Annotated in this window: 16 protein-coding genes and 1 pseudogene; 6 read left to right on the forward strand and 11 right to left on the reverse strand. The window is 68.7% G+C overall.

All coding sequences use genetic code 11. The features are described from left to right. Window positions 1–7: 7 nt before the first annotated feature. Window positions 8–1,915: a BTAD domain-containing putative transcriptional regulator gene (locus tag ACTMTJ_RS41235; protein WP_441224207.1), complete on the reverse strand. Its 1,908-nt coding sequence runs from the start codon at window positions 1,913–1,915 to the stop codon at window positions 8–10. A 267-nt stretch (window positions 1,916–2,182) separates the two neighbouring features. Between ACTMTJ_RS41235 and ACTMTJ_RS41240 the strand changes: the two genes are divergently transcribed. Next, complete coding sequence (locus tag ACTMTJ_RS41240) at window positions 2,183–2,995, forward strand: cyclase family protein (RefSeq protein WP_441224208.1); 813 nt, start codon at window positions 2,183–2,185, stop codon at window positions 2,993–2,995. On the opposite strand, the gene ACTMTJ_RS41245 is transcribed toward ACTMTJ_RS41240, so the two are convergent. Next, window positions 2,996–4,237: an FAD-dependent oxidoreductase gene (locus tag ACTMTJ_RS41245; protein WP_441224209.1), complete on the reverse strand. Its 1,242-nt coding sequence runs from the start codon at window positions 4,235–4,237 to the stop codon at window positions 2,996–2,998. Further along, entirely contained in the window at window positions 4,234–5,274 is a 1,041-nt protein-coding gene (locus ACTMTJ_RS41250) for a methyltransferase (protein ID WP_441224210.1), read from the reverse strand. The genes ACTMTJ_RS41245 and ACTMTJ_RS41250 overlap by 4 nt, the downstream gene beginning before the upstream one ends. 177 nt (window positions 5,275–5,451) lie before the next feature. On the opposite strand from ACTMTJ_RS41250, the gene ACTMTJ_RS41255 reads away from it, so the two are divergent. Together ACTMTJ_RS41255 and ACTMTJ_RS41260 are read left to right on the forward strand one after the other, a co-directional pair. Next, window positions 5,452–6,225, forward strand: coding sequence for an SDR family oxidoreductase (locus tag ACTMTJ_RS41255; RefSeq protein ID WP_441224211.1), 774 nt, complete (start codon window positions 5,452–5,454; stop codon window positions 6,223–6,225). Between the two features lie 85 nt (window positions 6,226–6,310). Then, window positions 6,311–7,324, forward strand: a complete 1,014-nt coding sequence (locus ACTMTJ_RS41260; protein ID WP_441224212.1) for a class I SAM-dependent methyltransferase — start codon at window positions 6,311–6,313, stop codon at window positions 7,322–7,324. Window positions 7,325–7,351: 27 nt separating this feature from the next. Here the strand turns inward: ACTMTJ_RS41260 and ACTMTJ_RS41265 are convergent, their stop codons facing one another. Further along, complete coding sequence (locus tag ACTMTJ_RS41265) at window positions 7,352–8,869, reverse strand: MFS transporter (RefSeq protein WP_441224213.1); 1,518 nt, start codon at window positions 8,867–8,869, stop codon at window positions 7,352–7,354. A gap of 170 nt (window positions 8,870–9,039) precedes the next feature. Between ACTMTJ_RS41265 and ACTMTJ_RS41270 the strand changes: the two genes are divergently transcribed. Then, the gene (locus ACTMTJ_RS41270) at window positions 9,040–9,525 is read left to right on the forward strand and encodes a nitroreductase/quinone reductase family protein (RefSeq protein ID WP_441224214.1); all 486 of its coding nucleotides are present in this window, start codon (window positions 9,040–9,042) and stop codon (window positions 9,523–9,525) included. Between the two features lie 113 nt (window positions 9,526–9,638). Continuing rightward, entirely contained in the window at window positions 9,639–11,081 is a 1,443-nt protein-coding gene (locus ACTMTJ_RS41275; RefSeq protein WP_441224215.1) for a methyltransferase, read from the forward strand. A gap of 70 nt (window positions 11,082–11,151) precedes the next feature. Here the strand turns inward: ACTMTJ_RS41275 and ACTMTJ_RS41280 are convergent, their stop codons facing one another. Then, window positions 11,152–12,417 (reverse strand): FAD-dependent oxidoreductase, encoded by a 1,266-nt coding sequence (locus tag ACTMTJ_RS41280; protein WP_441224216.1) that lies wholly within the window; start codon window positions 12,415–12,417, stop codon window positions 11,152–11,154. A 116-nt stretch (window positions 12,418–12,533) separates the two neighbouring features. Between ACTMTJ_RS41280 and ACTMTJ_RS41285 the strand changes: the two genes are divergently transcribed. Then, entirely contained in the window at window positions 12,534–13,589 is a 1,056-nt protein-coding gene (locus tag ACTMTJ_RS41285) for a methyltransferase (protein WP_441224217.1), read from the forward strand. Window positions 13,590–13,656: 67 nt separating this feature from the next. On the opposite strand, the gene ACTMTJ_RS41290 is transcribed toward ACTMTJ_RS41285, so the two are convergent. The 6 genes and pseudogenes from ACTMTJ_RS41290 to ACTMTJ_RS41315 form a co-directional block, all read right to left on the reverse strand. Next, window positions 13,657–14,853, reverse strand: a complete 1,197-nt coding sequence (locus tag ACTMTJ_RS41290; RefSeq protein ID WP_441224218.1) for a ferritin-like domain-containing protein — start codon at window positions 14,851–14,853, stop codon at window positions 13,657–13,659. After that, a complete protein-coding gene (locus ACTMTJ_RS41295) occupies window positions 14,850–15,695 on the reverse strand; it encodes a phosphate/phosphite/phosphonate ABC transporter substrate-binding protein (protein WP_441224219.1) in 846 nt (281 codons plus the stop codon). The genes ACTMTJ_RS41290 and ACTMTJ_RS41295 overlap by 4 nt, the downstream gene beginning before the upstream one ends. Continuing rightward, a complete protein-coding gene (locus tag ACTMTJ_RS41300) occupies window positions 15,695–16,828 on the reverse strand; it encodes an acyl-CoA dehydrogenase family protein (RefSeq protein ID WP_441224220.1) in 1,134 nt (377 codons plus the stop codon). Before ACTMTJ_RS41300 ends, ACTMTJ_RS41295 begins: the two co-directional genes overlap by 1 nt. A gap of 190 nt (window positions 16,829–17,018) precedes the next feature. Continuing rightward, entirely contained in the window at window positions 17,019–17,246 is a 228-nt protein-coding gene (locus ACTMTJ_RS41305; RefSeq protein WP_441224221.1) for a DUF6059 family protein, read from the reverse strand. Window positions 17,247–17,279: 33 nt separating this feature from the next. Beyond that, window positions 17,280–18,278, reverse strand: a pseudogene (locus ACTMTJ_RS41310) (carbohydrate kinase family protein). A 15-nt stretch (window positions 18,279–18,293) separates the two neighbouring features. Next, window positions 18,294–18,389 (reverse strand): adenosylhomocysteinase (locus ACTMTJ_RS41315; protein WP_441222463.1); only part of this gene is annotated, 96 nt, incomplete at its 5' end.

Consider the following 18,389-nt stretch of genomic DNA (forward strand, 5'->3'; position numbering starts at 1 on the left):
ATCAACCTCAGGGCATGCGGGCTAGCATGCGGCCGACAAGGTCAGGGGTTGGGTCGACTTCGATGAGATGGCGATCGTCGGCCGGCTGGTCGTCGACGGGCGGCGAGTCAGTCATCAGGCACTCCAGGGCGAAGGCCCGCATGACGCTGTGTAGGACGTAGCGATGTTCCGCCGAAGTGCCAGCGCTCAGCACCTGGACGAAGTGAGCGTCGGCGAGCCGCAGCAAAGCCAGCTCGGCCGTCACGGGGTCCACCAGAAGCACGCGTGCAGCGTCCCGGGCGCTGAACTGATCGTCCCGGAGCATCAAAAGCAGCCGGAAGGCGCGCTGATCCTGCTCGCTCAACTTCCGGTAGCTGCTCGCCAGCGCGGCGTGCAGGTCCAGCCCCACGGTGGACAGCGCGGACAACGGCCGGGCCTGGAGTGTCTGGGACAGCGTGGCCAGAAAAGCGCCCAATCGCATGCCGGGGAAGGCGGTGAGGCGCTGCCCGATCAGGCGTAGAGCCAGAGGCAGGCCGCCCATCATCCGGACGATCTCAATAGCGGCCGCCGGCTCCGCGGCCACCCGTTGTTCGCCGAGTATCCGTGCGAGCAGCTTGCGGCCGTCCTCGACATCGAACGGAGCGAGCTCGGAGGTCTCCACACCGGGAAGCCCGTACAGCGGCAACCGGCTGGTGACGATGACGGCGCATCCGGCGCCACTGGGCAGCAGTGCCTGGACCTGATCGGCCGACGCCGCGTCGTCCAAGACCACGAGTGCGCGCCGGTCGGCGCTCCACGTCCGCAGTGCCGCCGTGCGCTCCGCCGCGCAGGCCGGTACGTCGGTGGCGGCCATCCCACACCCCCGCAGGAACAACGCGGCGAACTCGGAGGCGCCGCCGGGAGTAGCGTCGGTGCCGCCGAGGCGGGCGAAGAGCTGCCCGTCAGGGAACGAATCCCGGACCGCGTGGGCCAGGTGCACCGCGGCGGCGGTCTTGCCCACACCTGGCATGCCGCGAATCGACAGGATTGGGATCGCACCCCGCCGCTGGTTGTCGGTTAGCCGAGCTTCCGCGCTACGCAGAAACGTTTCCCGCGCGGTGAAGTCCGGGATGTCTCTGGGCAGCTGCGCCGGCGGGGTCGCCCGCGGCGATGTGAGAACACGCGGGCGGATGGCCGGTTCGAGCACCGCGTCGGCGGATACCAGCGCGCGCTGGAGCCGTTGCACAGTCCGCCCGGGCTCTATGCCAAGCTCCTCGACGAGCCGCCGGCGGAGCACCTGGTACGTGTCCAGAGCCTCGTTGCGCCGACCTGAGCGGTGGAGGGCGAGCATCAGCTTGGCGTGGAAGCCTTCGTGGAATCGTTGATCCCCAACGATGGCTCTGAGCTCACCGATCACCTCCTGGTGGCGTCCTAGCAGCAGGTCGGCTTCGATGCGCATGTCCAGCGCCCGAAGTCGGCCCTCTTCCAACCGGGTGACGTGCCCGGTCAAGAGCTCGCCACAGCGGATGTTCGCCAGTGCCCTACCGCGGTACAGCGACAGGGCGTTTCCGAGATGCTCGCGTGCTCTGGCGGCGTCGTCGTTGGAGAGCGCGGTGCCGCCATCGGCCACGAGCCGTTCGAAGACGGTCACGTCGATCTCCTCGGCGGGCACCTGCGCTACGTATCCGTGCTGCCGAGTCTGGAGAAACCTCGTCGCATCCGCTGGAACCTCGGCAAAGAGCTCCCGGCGCAGTTCGTACACATAGGTGTGTAGGGCGGCGGCGGCGTTCCTAGGTGGACGGTCGGCCCAGACCTCGTCGACGAGCGCCTCCAGGTGAACGACTTCGTTGCACCGGAGCGCGAGCACGGCGAGGATCTGGCGGAGTTTCGGTGCGCTGGGAGTGACGTCGCGGCCGGCGACGAGCACGCTGAAGTCACCGAGCACCTGGATCCGCACTCCGATGTCCATCCCGCCCGATCTGCGATCCATGTCTCGCCCCTGGCCTAGAGCGGCGACCAGCCGCGCACGGCGTGAGGAGCGGATACCGCCCTCACCTCTCCGGACAGGGCTCAACGTAGCGGCCGAGGCGGCCGCCTGGACTAGGGGCATCACCAGGGCGGGCCTGAGCCGTTCCTGATCGGCGCCTGATCCTGTGGGGCCACAATGTTGGCGCCTGGCCGGCCCGATGGCCACAGTCTGCTCACCCGCACGGGGGAGGAAAGAATGAGCGTCGCGTTCACGCTCGCACGTGACCTCATGGCGTGCCGGATCGTCGACCTGTCCTGCGACGTCACCGTCCACGAGAAGGGGCCGTTCGAGACGCGCATCGACGTGGTCGAGGCCGCCGACGGCGCGCGGATCTTGTGTGAACGCATGGTTGGCCACATCGTTCCCGAGGCGATGGGACGGCTGCACGCCGACGACTTTCCGGATGCCGCCTTCCTGCGGCATGAGATGGTCAGCGCCTCCGCACACGCTGGATCGCACATCGACGCGCCTGGCCATTACGGTCCACCCGAGGACGGCAGCCGCGGCCATATCAACGACGCGCCGCTCGAGGCCTTTGTCGGCCCGGGCGTGACGCTCGATGTCACCGGCATATCTGGCTGGCAGGTCGAGCTTCGACACATCAAGGCGGCGGCGGAGGCCAGCGGAGTTGCCGACTACGACGGTGCCATCGTCTTGATCCACACCGAACGCGACAAGGCGATCTCCGCGGAAGTCGTCGAGGAGCTCGTGGATCGAGGAGTCCGGGTGATCGGCACCGATGCCGACGGGTTCGACGGCTCCTTCGACAAGATCATCAGACGCTTTCTCGCGACCGGTGACCGGGCGACCCTGTGGCCGGCGCACATGATCGGCCGGCGGCGGCCCTACTACCAGATCGAACGCTTGCGGAACCTCCAGGCGCTGCCCGCGACAGGGTACGTCGTCATGGCGCTGCCGGTGCTGATCGAAGGAGCCACCGCCGCCTGGACACGCGCCGTCGCGTTCGTCCCGGCCGACATGTCCACCGAGGACAGGACGCCTGAGTAGTCAAACGCGGATGTGTTCGCTTCGTAGCCCGGCGGTGATGACACGGCCGGTGAGGCGGCGGAAGAGTCGGGTGGCCACCGGCAACGGTAGGTCCACCTCGTTGTCGAAGTCCAATGTGGTCGGCAGCGCGGCGAGTCGCTCCGGGTCCAGGAGGTCGGGCACCTCGACGATGTCCCGCTGTACCAACCGCTGCACCGCCTGAGTGAGGATGGTGGGTAGCTGCCGTCTCCGCTTGACGCGGGCCAAATCGCGCTCGGTGACCCGGCCCCGCAGGAGTGGGCCGGCGACGGCGTTCGCGGCTGCGACCGCGTCGTGCACGGCCATGTTGACCCCGAACCCCGCGACCGGCGACGACGCGTGCGCGGAGTCACCGATGCACAGGAAGCCTGGCCGGTGCCACTTGGTGAGGCGATTTACCTGCACCTCGAGGAAGCCGACTAGATCCCAGGACTGCAACTCGTCCACGCGAGAACCGAGGAACGGCAGCGCATGCCGCAGGATCGTGCGGAGGGCGCCGACGTCGTGAACGCGCAGCTTCTGGTAGGTGCCTTTCGGCACCACGTAGCCGACCTGCCAGTACGAACCGCGCTGGACCATGGCGAAGACGTAACCCGGCACGAGCCGCACGAAGGTCTCTTTCGGGTCCGTCGGCAGGCGCGAGATTCGAAACCACAAAAGGTCCATGGGAGCGCCGAAGTCCTTGGGGACGAGGCCGGCGCAGGTGCGCATCCGTGACCGGCGGCCGTCCGCGGCGACGGTCAACGGAGCGGTGAGGTCGCGGAGCCCGTCCGGGGTCTGGTACCGGACCCCACAGATGGCGCCCTCGTCACTGAGTAGGTCGACTCCCTCGGCTTGCATGAGTAGGCGGAAGTTGGGGTATCGCTTCGCTTCCTCGGTGAGCAGGTTTAGGAAATCCCACTGCGGCACGTAGGTCACGTAGGGGTACTTCGCCTTCGGGTTGGCGAAGTCGGTCAGCGGCAGCACACCGTCGTTCGTCACGATCTTGATGGCGAGGTCGCGCTGTAGCGGCAGCTCGAGGTAGCGGTCGATCAGGCCGAGCTCCTCGAGCACGCCGAGGGTGGGTGGGTGGATCGCGTCGCCGCGGAAGTCGCGGAAGAAGTCCTGGTGCTTCTCCAGGACCGTCACGTCGATGCCGGCCCGTGCCAGTATCAGTCCAAGGATGGCGCCGGCTGGGCCACACCCGACGATGCAGCAGTCGACCCGACCCTCCTCGACGGTCATCGCGGTGCGTCCGGAACGACCGCCTCGACGAAGGACAGAAATGTCCCGGTGGGCCGGACGCCGACGAAGCTTAGCCCAGACCGTTCGAACAAGCCGCGCACCTGGGCGCTGGTGTGCTTGTGTCCGGCGCCGTTGAGTAGCAGTAGCAGATCGAGCGCCGTGGTCACCTGCGGCTCCGGGTTGTGATCGGCAAGGGTTTGGATAACCAGCACGCGGGCGCCGGGGCGGGCGCTGGTGGCGACGTTGCGCAGGGTGGCGATTGACGAGTCGTCGTCCCACTCCAGCACGTTCTTCAACAGATAGACGTCGGCGACTACCGGCACCTCTGCCCGGCAGTCCCCGCCGAGGATCTCGACGCGGTCGGCGAGGGGTCCGGTGCGCAGGTCGGCGTGAGCGCCGGCGACCACCGGCGGCAGGTCGAACAGGACGCCTCGTATCTCCGGGTATTGCTCCAGGATCGTCTTGAGGAGGTGTCCCTGGCCACCGGCGATGTCCGCGACCACCCTGGCATCTGAGAGGTCGAGCGACCGCGCGACCGCTGCGGAGGTGTGGTTGCTGGCTTGGTTCATGCCGCGGCTGAGCAGCATGCCGGCAGCCGGGTCGTCCTGGTGGATGTAGTCGAACACGTGCTTGCCATATATCTGCGGGAACACCGCCTCCCCGGTGCGGATCGACTCGTCGAGCCGCGGCCACAGCGGCCACAGCAACGGGTGGCCGATCCACTGCACGAGGTAGCTCACGCTGTTGGGGTCGTCGTCGCGGAGTAGGCGGGACACCTCGTTGTGGCGGTACCGGCCGTCCGGCGTGCGGGTGAAGACACCCCTGCTCTGAAGAGCGTCCAGCAGCCGGCCGAGCGTCTCCGGCTCAGCGCCGACCTTGTTGGCTAGCGCCTCCGCGGTGGCCGGCTCGTCGCCGACCACGTCCGGCAGACCGAGCCGGATGGCGGCGACCAGCACACTGGTGGAGACCATGCCCCAGGCGCACTCCTTGATCTTCTGGACGGCCTGAAGCTCCGGCGACAAGACGAACTCATCCACGTCCGCTCCTCTGCGGTCGGCGTCGCCCCAGCATGGCCGTAGTCGCTCAGGAACCGGTCAGGATCGCCCACCACGTGGCCTGAGCGGTTCCTGAGCGGAGTCCAGGACCATGCGGCCATAGACCTGTCGGGGTCGCTTCCTGCTGGATGCCACCGAGACAAGCCGAGGAGACGGATGATGGGACAGGGCAAGCTCGACGGTCGCGTGGCGATCGTCACGGGCGCCGCCGCGGGGATCGGCCAGGCGGCCGCGATCGCGCTCGCCGCGGAGGGCGCGGATGTGACGCTGGCCGACGTGGCGGATTGCGGCGAAACCGCCCGGCAGATCACTGACCTCGGACGGCGGGCGCTCACGGTGAAATGCGACGTCGCACACGGCGCCGAGGTCCGGTCCATGGTGGACCAGACTCTGGAGACCTTCGGGAGGCTGGACTGCGCCTTCAACAACGCCGGCACCGCCGGCGTCGCCGACCAGGTCGTGCACGAGGCCGACGAGGACGACTGGGACGAGGTGCTGGCGACCAACCTCAAGGGCGTGTGGCTGTGTATGAAGTATCAGTTGCCGCCGATGCTCGCACAGGGCCGCGGATCGATCGTCAACGGAGCGTCGGCCGCGTCCATGATCGGCATCGCCAACAACGGCGCGTATATTGCCAGCAAGCACGGGATCATAGGCATCACCAAGACCGCCGCACTCGAGTACGCGGCCCAGGGAATCCGGATCAATGCGCTTTGCCCAGGACCTACCCGCACCGCGATGATGCAGCGGTTCCTGCCCGTCCTACCGGACGGGACCCCGGTGGACGAGTCCATCTACGCGAACATGGTTCCCGTTGGACGCATGGCAGATCCTCCGGAAATCGCGCACGCCGTCGTCTGGCTGTGCACGGACGATTCGACCTACATGACAGGGCACGGCTTCGTCATCGACGGAGGCCTGCTCGCCCGCTGAAGCCGGTGCGGCCTAGGGTTTTCCCGATTATCCGCCCGATGGCGGCTTCGTAGCCTGACCGCACAAAGCCCGACCAGGACGGGAGGTGCCCGTGCAGGCATCGGCCGAGATCTTCCAGACGCTGCTGGCCTACAAGAAGAGCGCCCTGCTCCGCACCGGAATCGAGCTCGGCGTCTTCGCCCGCCTCGCGGAGCAGCAGGCGACCGCCGACGAGGTCGCCCGGGACCTCGAGCTGGCACCCAGGGGGTCCCGGCTGCTGCTCAACGCGCTTGTTGCCATCGACGTCCTGGAGGAAGCGGACGGCGTCTACCGCCTCGCGCCCTTGGCCGCCGAGACCTTGGATCCCACGCGCGACGGGTACCTCGGCGAGCTGAGCCGCATCCTCACCAGCCGGTGGGAGTGGGAGGCGATGGGCCGGCTGCCGGAGGCGGTGCGGCGCGGCGGCCCGGTCATCGCGGAGAACGCGGAGCAGCTGAACTACGGCTATTACGAGGAGTTCGCCACTCACGCCAGCGCGGTGACCAAGCCAACGGTGGCCCGGTTGACCGGCACCATCTACGACTGGGCGGCGCAACGCGAGCGTCTGCACGTCCTGGACCTGGCCTGCGGGCACGGGAAGTATGGGTTCACGATCGCGCAGCAGCACCCACAGGCGCGGGTCTGGTCCGTGGACAGCGCGCGGGTCCTCGAGATCGCGCAGAAGCACGCGGCCAGGCTGGGGGTCGCGGACCGGGTGGAGACCATCGCTGGCGACATGTTCACGCTCGACCTCGGCGGACCCTACGACCTCGTGTTGATCACAAACGTCCTGCACCACCACACCCCCGAGCGCGCCACGGAGCTCTTGCGGCGGGTCGCGGCGGTCACCAACCCTGGCGGAAAGCTGATCCTGGTCGGTATCACCGCCGACGACGGTCCGGTCCGGGACAGCCCAGAGGCTCATCTGTTCTCGCTGCTGATGCTCGTGTGGACGGAGAATGGCGAGGCGCATTCCGCCGGCACCTACCGGCGGATGCTCTCCGCCGCCGGGTACAAGGACATGCGACTGCATCGACAGGCCGAGATACCCATGCGCATCATCGTCGCGGACCGCGCGTGACTTCGAACCTGCTCCCCGGTTAGGGATCTACCCCTCGGCGCCACCTGCGACCGGTGCCGCCTCGGCGGTACCGGTCGCGCCTTCGCGCCGGTCTTGCCGGCTCGGCAGCACCAGCGCGGCGACCAGTCCGATGAGGACGAAGACCGCGGTCACGGCGAACGCGACCTGGAACCCTTCGGTGAGGGCTGAGCCGGTTGGAGCGGCGGCGTTCTCGCGTGCGAGCAACTCCTCTGTCCGCGAGACGGCGACGGTCGAGGCGATGGCGATGCCGAGCGCGGCGCCGATGTTGAACGCGGTGTCGACCAAACCCGAGGCGAGCCCGGACTCCTGCTCGTGCACGCCGGTGAGCGCGGCTATCTGGGCGGCGACGAACGCGGCTCCCAGCCCTGGGCCGAAGACGAGCATCGCCGCGAGCAGATCGTCGACGTAGCTGCCCTCGGCGGAGATTTGCGTCAGGAGAAGGCAGCCACCCCCGACGAGCAGCATGCCCGCGAGCATCACCGGCCGCAGGCCTATCCGCGTCACCACCGCCTGCCCGGTGAGCGCACCGACGATCGCCATGCCGGTCATCACCGCAGTCATGAGGCCGAACTGGACGGCCGAGTATCCCAGTACCTGCTGGGCGTAAAGGGTAAGGATGAAAAGAGCGCCGTCGACAGCCATGCCGACCGCGAAGATGGCCACGTTGCCGCCCACCACCGTCCGGGATCGGAAGATACGCAGCGGTAGGAGTGGCGCGGCCGAACGCGACTCGATCAGCACGAACAGCGCGGCCAGCGCGGCCGCCGTGAAAAGCATGCCGATGGTGCGCAGGTCCGTCCAGCCGGTCGACGGAGCCTTGACGACGGCGTACACCACTAGCGTGAGCGCAGCCGTGATGGTGAAGGCGCCGCCCGGGTCGTAGGCCCGTGGCCGTCTCCGGTCGCTGCTTTCCCGAAGCAGCACCGGGCTCAAGGCCAACGCCACGAGGCCGACCGGGACGTTGATGAAGAAGATCCACTCCCAGCCGAGCCCCGAGGTGACGCTGCCACCCACCAACAGGCCGGCGGTGGCGCCGATCCCGCCGAGCCCACCCCAGACGCCCAGGGCGGTGTTGCGTTCCGGTCCCTCCGGAAAGGTGGTCATCACGATGGCGAGGGCGCTCGGGGCCAATACCGCGGCGGCCATACCCTGTAGGGCGCGAGCGCCCACGAGAACACCGCCGGACCAGGCGAGGCCACACAACAGCGACGCGGCGACGAACAGGACCATACCGACCATGAAGACCCGGCGCCGCCCGAGCAGGTCGGCCAGGCGGCCGCCGAACAGCATGAGGCCGCCGAAGGTCAGCGCGTATGCGGTGATCACCCATTGCACGCCACCAGTGGAAAGCCTCAGGTCCTGCTTCATCGAGGGCACCGCAGTCAGCACAATGGTCCCGTCCAGGATGATCATCAGGAACGCGATGCCGAGCAGGGCCAGAGCCTTCCACCGTCGGGGGTCGAGCGCGTCACCCGCCGTCCCGGCTGCCGAGCCTGACCGTCCGCCGACCGGTTCGCCGTCCATGCGCTCTCCTCCGCTTTGCCACACATGCCTCCAGGACCCTCGCACCTGCAACCGATACGGCAGCTCAACGGCCCACGCACCGGGGGTTACCCCAGGGCAGCCGGCTCCGCCGGCCGCTACGCTTCCGCCGCGCCCATGGGTACGAGACTTCAGGCGAGGCGGTGGTGGCGATGACGGCGGTGCGCTTCTACAGGCGGCCGACCGCGTTCCGCCGGCGGGTCTACGACCCGGCAATGCGCTGGCTCATCCTGCGGTTCGGGTTCGGCGGCTTCATGGACCGGGGTGGCCTCGACAGCGTCCAAGTGCTCGCCGTACGCGGCCGCCGCTCGGGTCGCTGGTACGAGCGCCCGGTGGGTATAAGCGTGTCCAACGGAAACCGGCACGTCGTCGGCTTCTATGGCCAGACGGAGTGGGCCCGAAATCTTCGTGCCGGCGCGGAGGCAGAGCTCCGCACGAAAGGTCGGGCAGTACCCGTCCGGGCGGTGGAGTTGGCCGGCGACGAGAAAGTGATCTTCATGCGCGACCTGGTCGCTCGCTACCACTTCTTCGCAAGGGCCTGGCTCAAGGTGAATCCGAAACGGATGACGGACAAGGACCTGAGCCGGCTGGTGACCAACTATCCCGTCTTCCGGATCGAGGATCGCGCGACGCCATAGCGTGCCCGCCCTAGGGTTTGCACCGGTCAATGGCGCGCGCCACGGCCCCTATCCTCGCCACGTCGGTGCCGCAAATATCTCAAAGGGATACGCAGCTGCGAGCGGGAGCACACATGAAGATTGTCAACGCCAAAGACGTGCCTACGGACATCGTTCGGGAGCCGGGCGCGAAGCAGGTGGTCATCCGGCGGGTCATCGACACGCCCGACGGCGCCGACCGCTTCCTGATGAGCATCTTCGAGCTGTCGCCCAACGGAGCCACGCCACCGCACCACCATGAGTGGGAGCACGAGATCTACGTTCTCAGCGGCAGCCTGCGCGTCGAGCTCCCCTCGGAGAACCGCGCGTACGCGCTGCGTAAGGGTGATGTCGTCTTCATCCCCCGCGGCGAGGCCCACGGGCTCGCCACCGGCCCCGACGAGCGAGCCGAGCTGCTGCTGGTCGCACCCGCCGAGCGCCCGCCGACCCGCAGCGTCTTCCTGTCGGAGGAGCCGTACGAGTACGACGAACGACTGGCCGAGACATCCGCGCAGGACGATGCCTCGGGTGCCGCCGTTACGGCTGGCTGGCCGTCGCAGGAGACCGTCCGGTTGCACCGCCTCATGTTCAGCTACCTCTCCTCGAAGGCCCTGTTCTCGGCCGTCGAACTGGGATTGTTCGACGCGCTGGAGGAGCGACCGGGCACCGCCGCGGAGATCGGCAACCGCGTCGGCCTGCCGGACCGCTCCGCGCGCATGCTGCTGATGGCGCTGCACGGCGAGCGCCTGGTAGACCGTGACGCCGACGGCGTGTTCCGCAACGCGCCGGTCGCGAGCCGGCACCTCGTCAGCAGCGCACCCGAGTACATGGGTGCACTCGTCGCTCACCAGGACGCGCACTTCGGCCGCTTCGCGCAGCTGACGAAGGCGTTGCGGGACAACGCCCCCATTCGCCTGGACGGCGACAAGGACCACCCCGCGTTCGGCGGTCCGGTGGGCTTCGCCCGGATCACTCGCGCGGCGTCGCTGATGATGGCCGGCGGCCTTGCCGAGCACACCTCCCTGAAGGGGCACCACCACCTGGTGGATCTGGGCTGCGGTTCGTGCGCGTACTCGATCGCCCTCGCCCAGGCCAATCCGGACCTGCGGGTCACGGCGGTCGATCGACCGGCGGTGTGCGACCTCGCCCGCGAGAACGTCGCGGCGGCCGGTCTCAGTGACCGGATCACCGTGCGGCCCGGTGACATCTTCACCGACACGTTCCCCGACGGCGACGTGGTACTGCTGTCCAATGTGGTGGAGGGCTTCGACCCCGAGCGGGCCCAGGCGTTGATCCAGCATGTGTACGGCTGGCTGCCGCATGGTGGCGAGGTGGTCATCCACGCGCACATGTGGGAGCACGGCGAGACGCCGTTCCCGTACACCATCGGGCTTATCCTCGTGGTCAACAACACCATGGGTGGCGAGCCGTACGGCGCCGAGGTGACCCGCGAGTGGCTGGAGCAGGCCGGATTCCGTCCGCAGCCGACGATTGCGGTGTCGCCGATCTCGGCCGTCGCTCGGGCCGTCAAAGAGTAGGCCAGGGGCAGCACTCTCTCCCGCCCCGGCGGCATCCGGTCGCCCCTCCCCCGAGGGCGACCGGATGTTGCTATGGGTGCCTACCGTCCGGAGGCTGGCGCGCCGCGACCCGAAACTCCGGCGCGACGTGCACGCGCCGAAGGCCCAGCGCGGTGATCCGGCTGCGGAGCGCGCAGAACCCGGGCAGGTTGAGCAGCTTCGGGCCGATCCGTTGCCCGAGGCCGCGAATGCCGTCAGGCTTGTCGCCGGCGGCCGCTACGTAGCCCTTCGTCAGGCGGCTTTGAAGCAGCTGCATGATGCGCACTTGCCACTGCCGCTCCCGTTGCACGCCAGCGAGGTCGCGTGTGGTGACGTCGCCGCGCCTGATCGGTTCGGTGAGGCGGTTGGCCGCGACCACCGCGTCCTGGATAGCGAAGTTCACGCCCGTGCCGCCGATCGGAGACATGGCGTGGGCGCAGTCGCCGATACACAGCAGTCCTGGACGGTGCCACCGCCGAAGCCGGTTGGTCTGTACGGAGAGCAGATGGATCTGATCCCATGTCTCCAATGCCCCGACGTGGTTGGCCAGATCGGACATGACCTCGGCGATGGCGTCGCGGAAGGCGTCCACGCCGGCGGCGCGAACGACATCGGCCGCTCCCTTCGGAATCATGCAGGCCGCCTGCCAGTAGTCCCCCCGGTCGAGGCGGGCCATGGCCCAGCCGGCGCCGAGGTGAATATCGATCGCGTCGCTCGCCTCGTCTGTCGCGCGGCGCGGCAACCGGAACAGCATCATGTCGATCGGCGGAGCGGTGGCGACGACCGGCAGTGCCGCCTTGTCCCGTAGCAGGGACGTGCGACCGTCCGCCGCGACGGTCAACGCCGCCTGTACCACGCCTTCTTCGTCGCCACTCCGGAAGCGCACCCCTTGGACGACGCCGTCTTGCTCGATGATGTCCGTCGCCTCTGCGCCCGTCAGCAAGCGGAAACCTGGTTCGAGCGCCGCCTCGGCCGCCAGGAAGGTAAGGAAGTCCCACTGTGGCACCACCGCGACGAACGGGAACCTCGTCCGCACGAGGCTCAGGTCGGCGAGCGTCATGGTGCCCGACGCAGTATGCGCTTTCACAGCGCGGACGCGACGTGGGCTCAGCGCGAGGAACTCTTCGGCCAGACCTATCTCGTCGAGGATCTCTATGGTGGCCGCCGCGATGTCGTCGCCGCGGAAGTCGCGTAGGAAGTCGATGTGTTTCTCCAGCACCACGACGTCGACTCCGCGGCGCGCCAGGAGAAGCCCCAGCATCGCTCCGGCCGGGCCACAGCCCACGATGCAGCATTGGGCTTCTATGTTCAGGCTCATCGTGCAACCCCCGGCCCGGGCGCTGAATGGTCGCGGCGAGCATAATGAGCCAGCGAGTGGACCCCACCGGTAGAAACCCCAGTGTTGCTGGGGTTCGCCGTCGATAGCCTGCGTCCATGGGACAGCCAACGTTTTCTCCAACCGCGGCTCCTGGTCAGGAGCCGCCCCCGTTGCAGGTCATGCGGCTCGGCTTGGGATACCAGACCACCGCCTTGGTCTTCGTCATGACCCGGTTGGGCATCGCCGACCACATCGCTGACGGCCCGGTGAGCAGCACGGAACTGGCCAAGCTGACCGGTGCGCATCCGGAGTCTCTGCTGCGCTTCCTGCGCGCCGCCGCGGCATTCGGCCTCTGCCAGATCGTCGACTCGGACAAGTTCGGCCCGTCGCCGTTGAGTGAGTGTCTGCGGTCCGGTCCCAAGTCCCTACAGGGTTTCGCGCTCGGAATGGGCCAGGCGGGCCACCTTCGGCCGTTCGAGCACTTGTACACGGGTGTCATGGAGAACCGGTCGGTTGCCCAGGACGCACTGGGCATGCCGATGTGGGAGTACTACGACGCCCATCCCGAGACGAAGGCGACGCTGACCGCGCACCTCGACGAGGTGACGGCGATGGTAGCCCCACTTGTCGCGCAGAACTTCGACCTGTCCCGGTTCAAGCGCATCGTCGATGTGGGCAGCAACCAGGGCCACTTCCTCTCCGCCATCCTGGCGGCCGCTCCGCACGCCACCGGCGTGCTGTTCGACCGGCCGGAGGTGATGGACGAGGCCCGTCGCACGATGGCGGAGAAAGGCCTGATCGACCGCGTCGAGCTCATCGGCGGCGACTTCCGCGAGGAGGTGCCCGCCGGCGGCGACCTGTACCTGCTCAAGGGCATCATGCACGACTGGGACAACGAACCGGCCGGGCGGATCCTGGCCAACTGTCACCGCGCCTCCCAGCCGGGCAGCTCGTTGCTCTCGCTCGAGGGCATCGTCCGCGACGAGCCGCCGCTCGACCCGATGGTGCACCTCATCGACCTGGCCATGCTGCTGCTGGTCGGCGGTCGCGAGCGGACCCGCAAGGAGTTCGACCAGCTCTTCGGCGGCGCTGGCTACCGCATCGAGCAGGTCGTGCCGCTGCCGATGCTCGCCTACTTCCCGTACCACATCATCGAGGCGCGCCGACAGTAGGTTGACTCGCCGGTCCGGGCCCCGAGACTCGCGCGGTGTCCGGACCGGCGTTTCACACGCGGTCGCGCTACATGAAGTTGCGGGTGTGCAAGGCCGACAGTGCTTCGGCCTCGTCGGCTGGGAAGCCGAGCCGCTCCAGGCGTCGCCGCCGGCCCTGGTCCATGTCGTGTTCCAGCCGCTGCACCCGCGCGTACCCCGACTCGAGCTGCTCGGTGCTCCACCCGCCGGCCGCCAGAAGTAGGAGCGCGTCGAACACATCCGCGTTGAGCCCAGCGGTGTCGCGCAGCGCGTCGTATCGGCGTTCGATCGCGGCACGGAGGCGGCCGCGCAGCTTCGGATCGGCCGCGGCGTGCTGCGCCAGATGCGCCACGCCAAAGAGGACGTGACGCCGCTCGTCCTGCATCGCGAGCCATGCCACCCGGCGGGTGACCGGGTCGGGCGCGTGGTTTTCCAAGAACGCCAGCAGGTTGACGAAGCTGCCCTCCCCCAGTACCGATAGCAGGAACGACGCCAACGCGAAGTCCGACTCCTCGACGAGCGCGAACAGCGACGCGCGGCCGCCTGCGGACGAGGTACCCATCTGGGTGTGCCGGAGCAGCGCCCGCCGGGTGAAGATCTCCATGTGCCGCGCTTCGTCGGCGACCTGCACGGCGAGCAGCTGGACGACCTCGCGAAAGTGTGGATGGATCTGGCCGAGGAACCGGGCGGGCACGATCAGGGCGGCCTGCTCGTTTTCCGTCAGGTAGGTCATCACCTGGACGACTGCCGCCTCGACCTCGTCGGGCTGCTGGAACGGCTCGTCCCATGGCACCGCGGTGGCCGGATCCCACTGTCGAGCCGCGGCGTGCGCGTACAGCCGTGGGGCGACGTCGGCCCAGAGCAGGTCGCGGTCGTCGAGGTCGAACCGCGGTTCGGGACCGCCGGCCTCGACGAGGGCGCCCCTCGGCGCGAGGCCCCAGCGGGCAGGTGGGCGCCGGACGACTCTGTCCGGCGCCCCCGCACGGGTGGCGCCGAGCCAACGGCGATCGTCGCGGTCGCCACGGACGACCACGGCGACCGGGAGTTCCGCCGTCGCGGGCTCAGGCGACTCCAGTCGGTGGCCTTCCGCGCGGCACCAGGCGCCAAGGTGAACCGCGAGGGCCGGTGCACGGCCGTATACAGCCAGCCGCGTACCTGCTGGCAGCGGCGCGAGCGCGCGGCGCAGGAGCAGGTGTGCCCCGCGATCCAACCCGAGTCCGCCCAGGTCGAGCCGCTGCTCGATCACGGCCGATAGCCGGCGGCAGTGAGCTGTCCGGCGGGTCCGTAAAAGGCGAGGCGATCCGTCGCGGTCTCGAGGACCTCGTAGCCGGACAGCCGCCCTTCCACCCAGGAGTGCAGCCCTTCCAAATCAAGCAGGGGACGCAATCGCTCGTCGCCGTAGTCCATGCCCAACAGCAGATCGCCGAACCGTTCCACGAGGTCGGCTGGAGCAGCGTCGACCACCGTCATGTTGCAGTGGTCGTAGGGGCCCATTTGGCCGATGACCCGGGTGCCGCCAGTGCTCAGCGTGCCCTCGCGCAGGAGCGTCAGGTGTGTCGCGTCGAGCAGGCAGACGGCGTCGACCTCGCCTGCGGCGAGAGCACGGGCGGCGTCACGTTCCCCGCCTATGTGGTCGCCGTGCAGGCCGACACCGACGTCGTAGCGGCGCACTGTGACGTCGACGCCGAGCTCGGCCAGGCTCGCCAGCGGGATGAGCGTGGCCTGTGGCGAGTCGACCGCGCCCGTGGCGACGGTGCAGCCGGCCAGGTCGGACAGCTTCTCGGCTGTGCTGTCCACCCGGACCACGACGACCGATATGAGATCGCGGTCGGTGTCCCGCATGACGAGCGGCCGGGCCACCTGACCGCGTGCGGCCGCGAGCCGGCGCGCTCGAACCCACGCCAACGGCGAGTTCCAGGCGGCGTGTGTCCGGCCGGCGACGAGGTCTTCCACCTGCCGTTCGTAGTTGGAGTACAGCACGAAGTCGAACGGCAGACCGTGGTCGACGAACCAGCGCCGGAACCCGGTCCAGATCGTCACGACCTTCGGGTCGTAGCAGACCGCTCCCATGACGAGCGCGCCGGCCATCAGGCACCGTCCAGCATCGGCATGCCGCAGCTTAGGCGGGCGACGAACTCGGTGAGATGGTCGGTCGTCGGGGCCATCACCCGGGCCGCGCGGGCGTCGCGGAACCTGCGCTCGACGCCGAGGTCCTTGCGGAACGCCGCGCCGCCACAGGCCTTCATCGCGAGGTCCGTCACCTCGATCGCGGTCTCGGCGGCCACCGCCTTGACCTCCAGCACCCGCAGGCCAGCGTCCTCCCGGCCGGCGTCCAGGGCCGTCACGGTGTCGGTGAGCATCGCCCGTGCCGCGTCCGTGCGGAGCCGCATCATGCCGATGTCACGGCGTACCAACGGCTGGTCCGCGAGCGTCTGGCCGAGGTGCTCCAGCCGCGCACTGGTCAGGTGGCTGATCGCCTCGCGCACGGCCGCTTCGGCCAGCCCGACGCTGAAGGCGGCGTTGAGCACCAGGAACCACGGCAGGGTCAGCTGCATCGCGACGTCCAGTCCGGCGCCATCGGCACCGAGCATGGCGGTCCGTGGCACGCGGGCGTTCTCGGCGTGTACCGGCCGCGATCCGTTGCCGCGCAGCCCGAGCCCGTCGAACGGGCCCGCCACCCTCACACCCGCCGTGGCGGCCGGCACCAACCACAGCGTCATCGGCCCGTCCGCGGCAAGCGGCTTGCTCGACCATACGTAGCTGTCCGCGTCGCCGGCGGATGTGACCCAGCTCTTGCGGGCGTTCAAGGCCACCTGGCCGTCCGCCGCTGCGCTGGCCGTACTCACCGGGGACCAGAAGTGGCTGCGTGACCCGGCTTCGGAGAACGCGAGCGTGCTCAGGTGCCGGCCGGCCGCGATCTGGCTCAGGACGTCACGGGGACCGTGCGCGGCGAGGACCGGTACGGCGGCGAAGTGCATCATCGTGACCATCGCGGTCGACCCGCACGCCTGGCTCAGCAGCTCGGTGATCACGGCGCCCTCAGCGAGGCCGAAGCCCAGGCCACCGTCCGCCTTGGGCACGGTCGCGCCGAGTACGCCCGCCTCCCCCAACGCCTCCATCGACTTGCTCGGGAAGGTGCCTTGTTGATCCACCAACTGCGCCTGAGGAGCGACGACGTTGGCGATAACCTCATCGAGCGCTTGCCACAACTGGTCGCTCACGGTCAGCTCCTTCCGGCACGGCCGGTCCACGTCGAGGGCAGCAGGACATCAGGCCGCTTACGCCGCGGCCCGAGGGATTCGGTGCCTCGATGCTAAGCCGTATCCAGGTCCGGATTGGCCACACGAACCATGGACATTGACGATGACTATCCAGTGCAGCACTTATGAATGCCAGCGGCCAGACAGCAGCTCACGGGAGGAGCTGCCGCCACAACCCGCGCTCCACTTCGGACAATGGTCGACCTGGAACGAGCCGCTCGGGATGGCCGGGAGCGGGCCCACATCCGGAGCCGTCGACGGACTGCCCGCGGTGCAGAAACTCGCCCATTGCGGCGGGGGTTGACCATGCCCCCACGTAGACCAGGCCGAGGTACAGGTGTTTTGCGGCGAGGAGGAAGAACCGTCGAAGCCGACGCATCGTCCCTCCTTGGGTTCTCGGCGGGTTGAGGCTCTACCGGCGGACGGCAATCGATGGCGCTGGCCAGACATCCGCCACCCGACTAGCCACGTCCTCGCCGTACGCACCGGCAAGCCGGTCGAGGAAGGGCCGCCGCCGCACTGCGTACTCCTGCGGGCCCGCCGCCTCCAGAACCCCGACGGCGAGCAGACAGTCGACCCGCGCCGCGTCCGGCAAAGGCAGGCCCCAGGACATCGCCGCGAAGAACCCGGCGCGGAACCCGTCGCCGACGCCGGTCGGGTCGAGCGCGGTGGAGGTGGGCACCGCGGGCACCTGGATCTCCGGCTCGCCACGCCGGCGGATACGGACGCCGTTCGCGCCGAGGGTGGTGACGAGGTGCCCTATCCGGTCCAGGATGTCGGCGGTCTAGAGGCCGGTCTTCGTCTTCAGCAGTGCCAGTTCGTACTCGTTGGTCAGTACATAGTCCGCGCCATCGATGAATTCCATGATCTCCGCACCCGACATCCGCGCCATTTGTTGGGACGGGTCGGCCGCGACCGCCACCGGATATTGGCGGCACGCCCGAGCGTGGCGCAGCATCGCGGCGGGTGCGTCCGCGCCGATGAGCACCAGGTTGGGCGGGGAGGCGGCCGCGAGCAGTGGGGTCAGGTCGATGTCGGCGGACTCTGTCATCGCACCCGCGTAGAAGGTCGCGATCTGGCACATGTCGATATCGGTTGTGCAGACGAACCGTGCGGTGTGTGCTGTCCGGCTGGTGTGCACCCAGGAGCAGTCCACGCCGTGAGCCTCCAGCCGGGCTCGGTAGTCGGCGAAGTCCTGTCCGACGGCGCCTATGAGCGTCGACCGGAGGCCCAGTTGCGCCATGCCGAAGGCGATATTCGCGGCGACACCTCCGTGGCGCTCGGTCAGTTCATCGGCGAGGAACGAGAGCGACACTTTCGCCAGCGCCTCGGGTACCAGCTGCTCGGCGAAGCGGCCGGGAAACCGCATCAGATGGTCGACGGCGATGGAGCCCGTGACGGCGACCGACATGTGCCCTCCTTTCACTCAGTAGCGGTAGTGGTCGGGCTTGTAGGGGCCCTCGATCGGCACGCCCAGGTACGAGGCCTGCTCCTTGGAGAGCTCGGTCAGCCGGGCACCCAG

Origin of the sequence: Phytohabitans sp. LJ34 (genome assembly GCF_052068095.1) — a bacterium.
GTDB lineage: Bacteria > Actinomycetota > Actinomycetes > Mycobacteriales > Micromonosporaceae > Phytohabitans.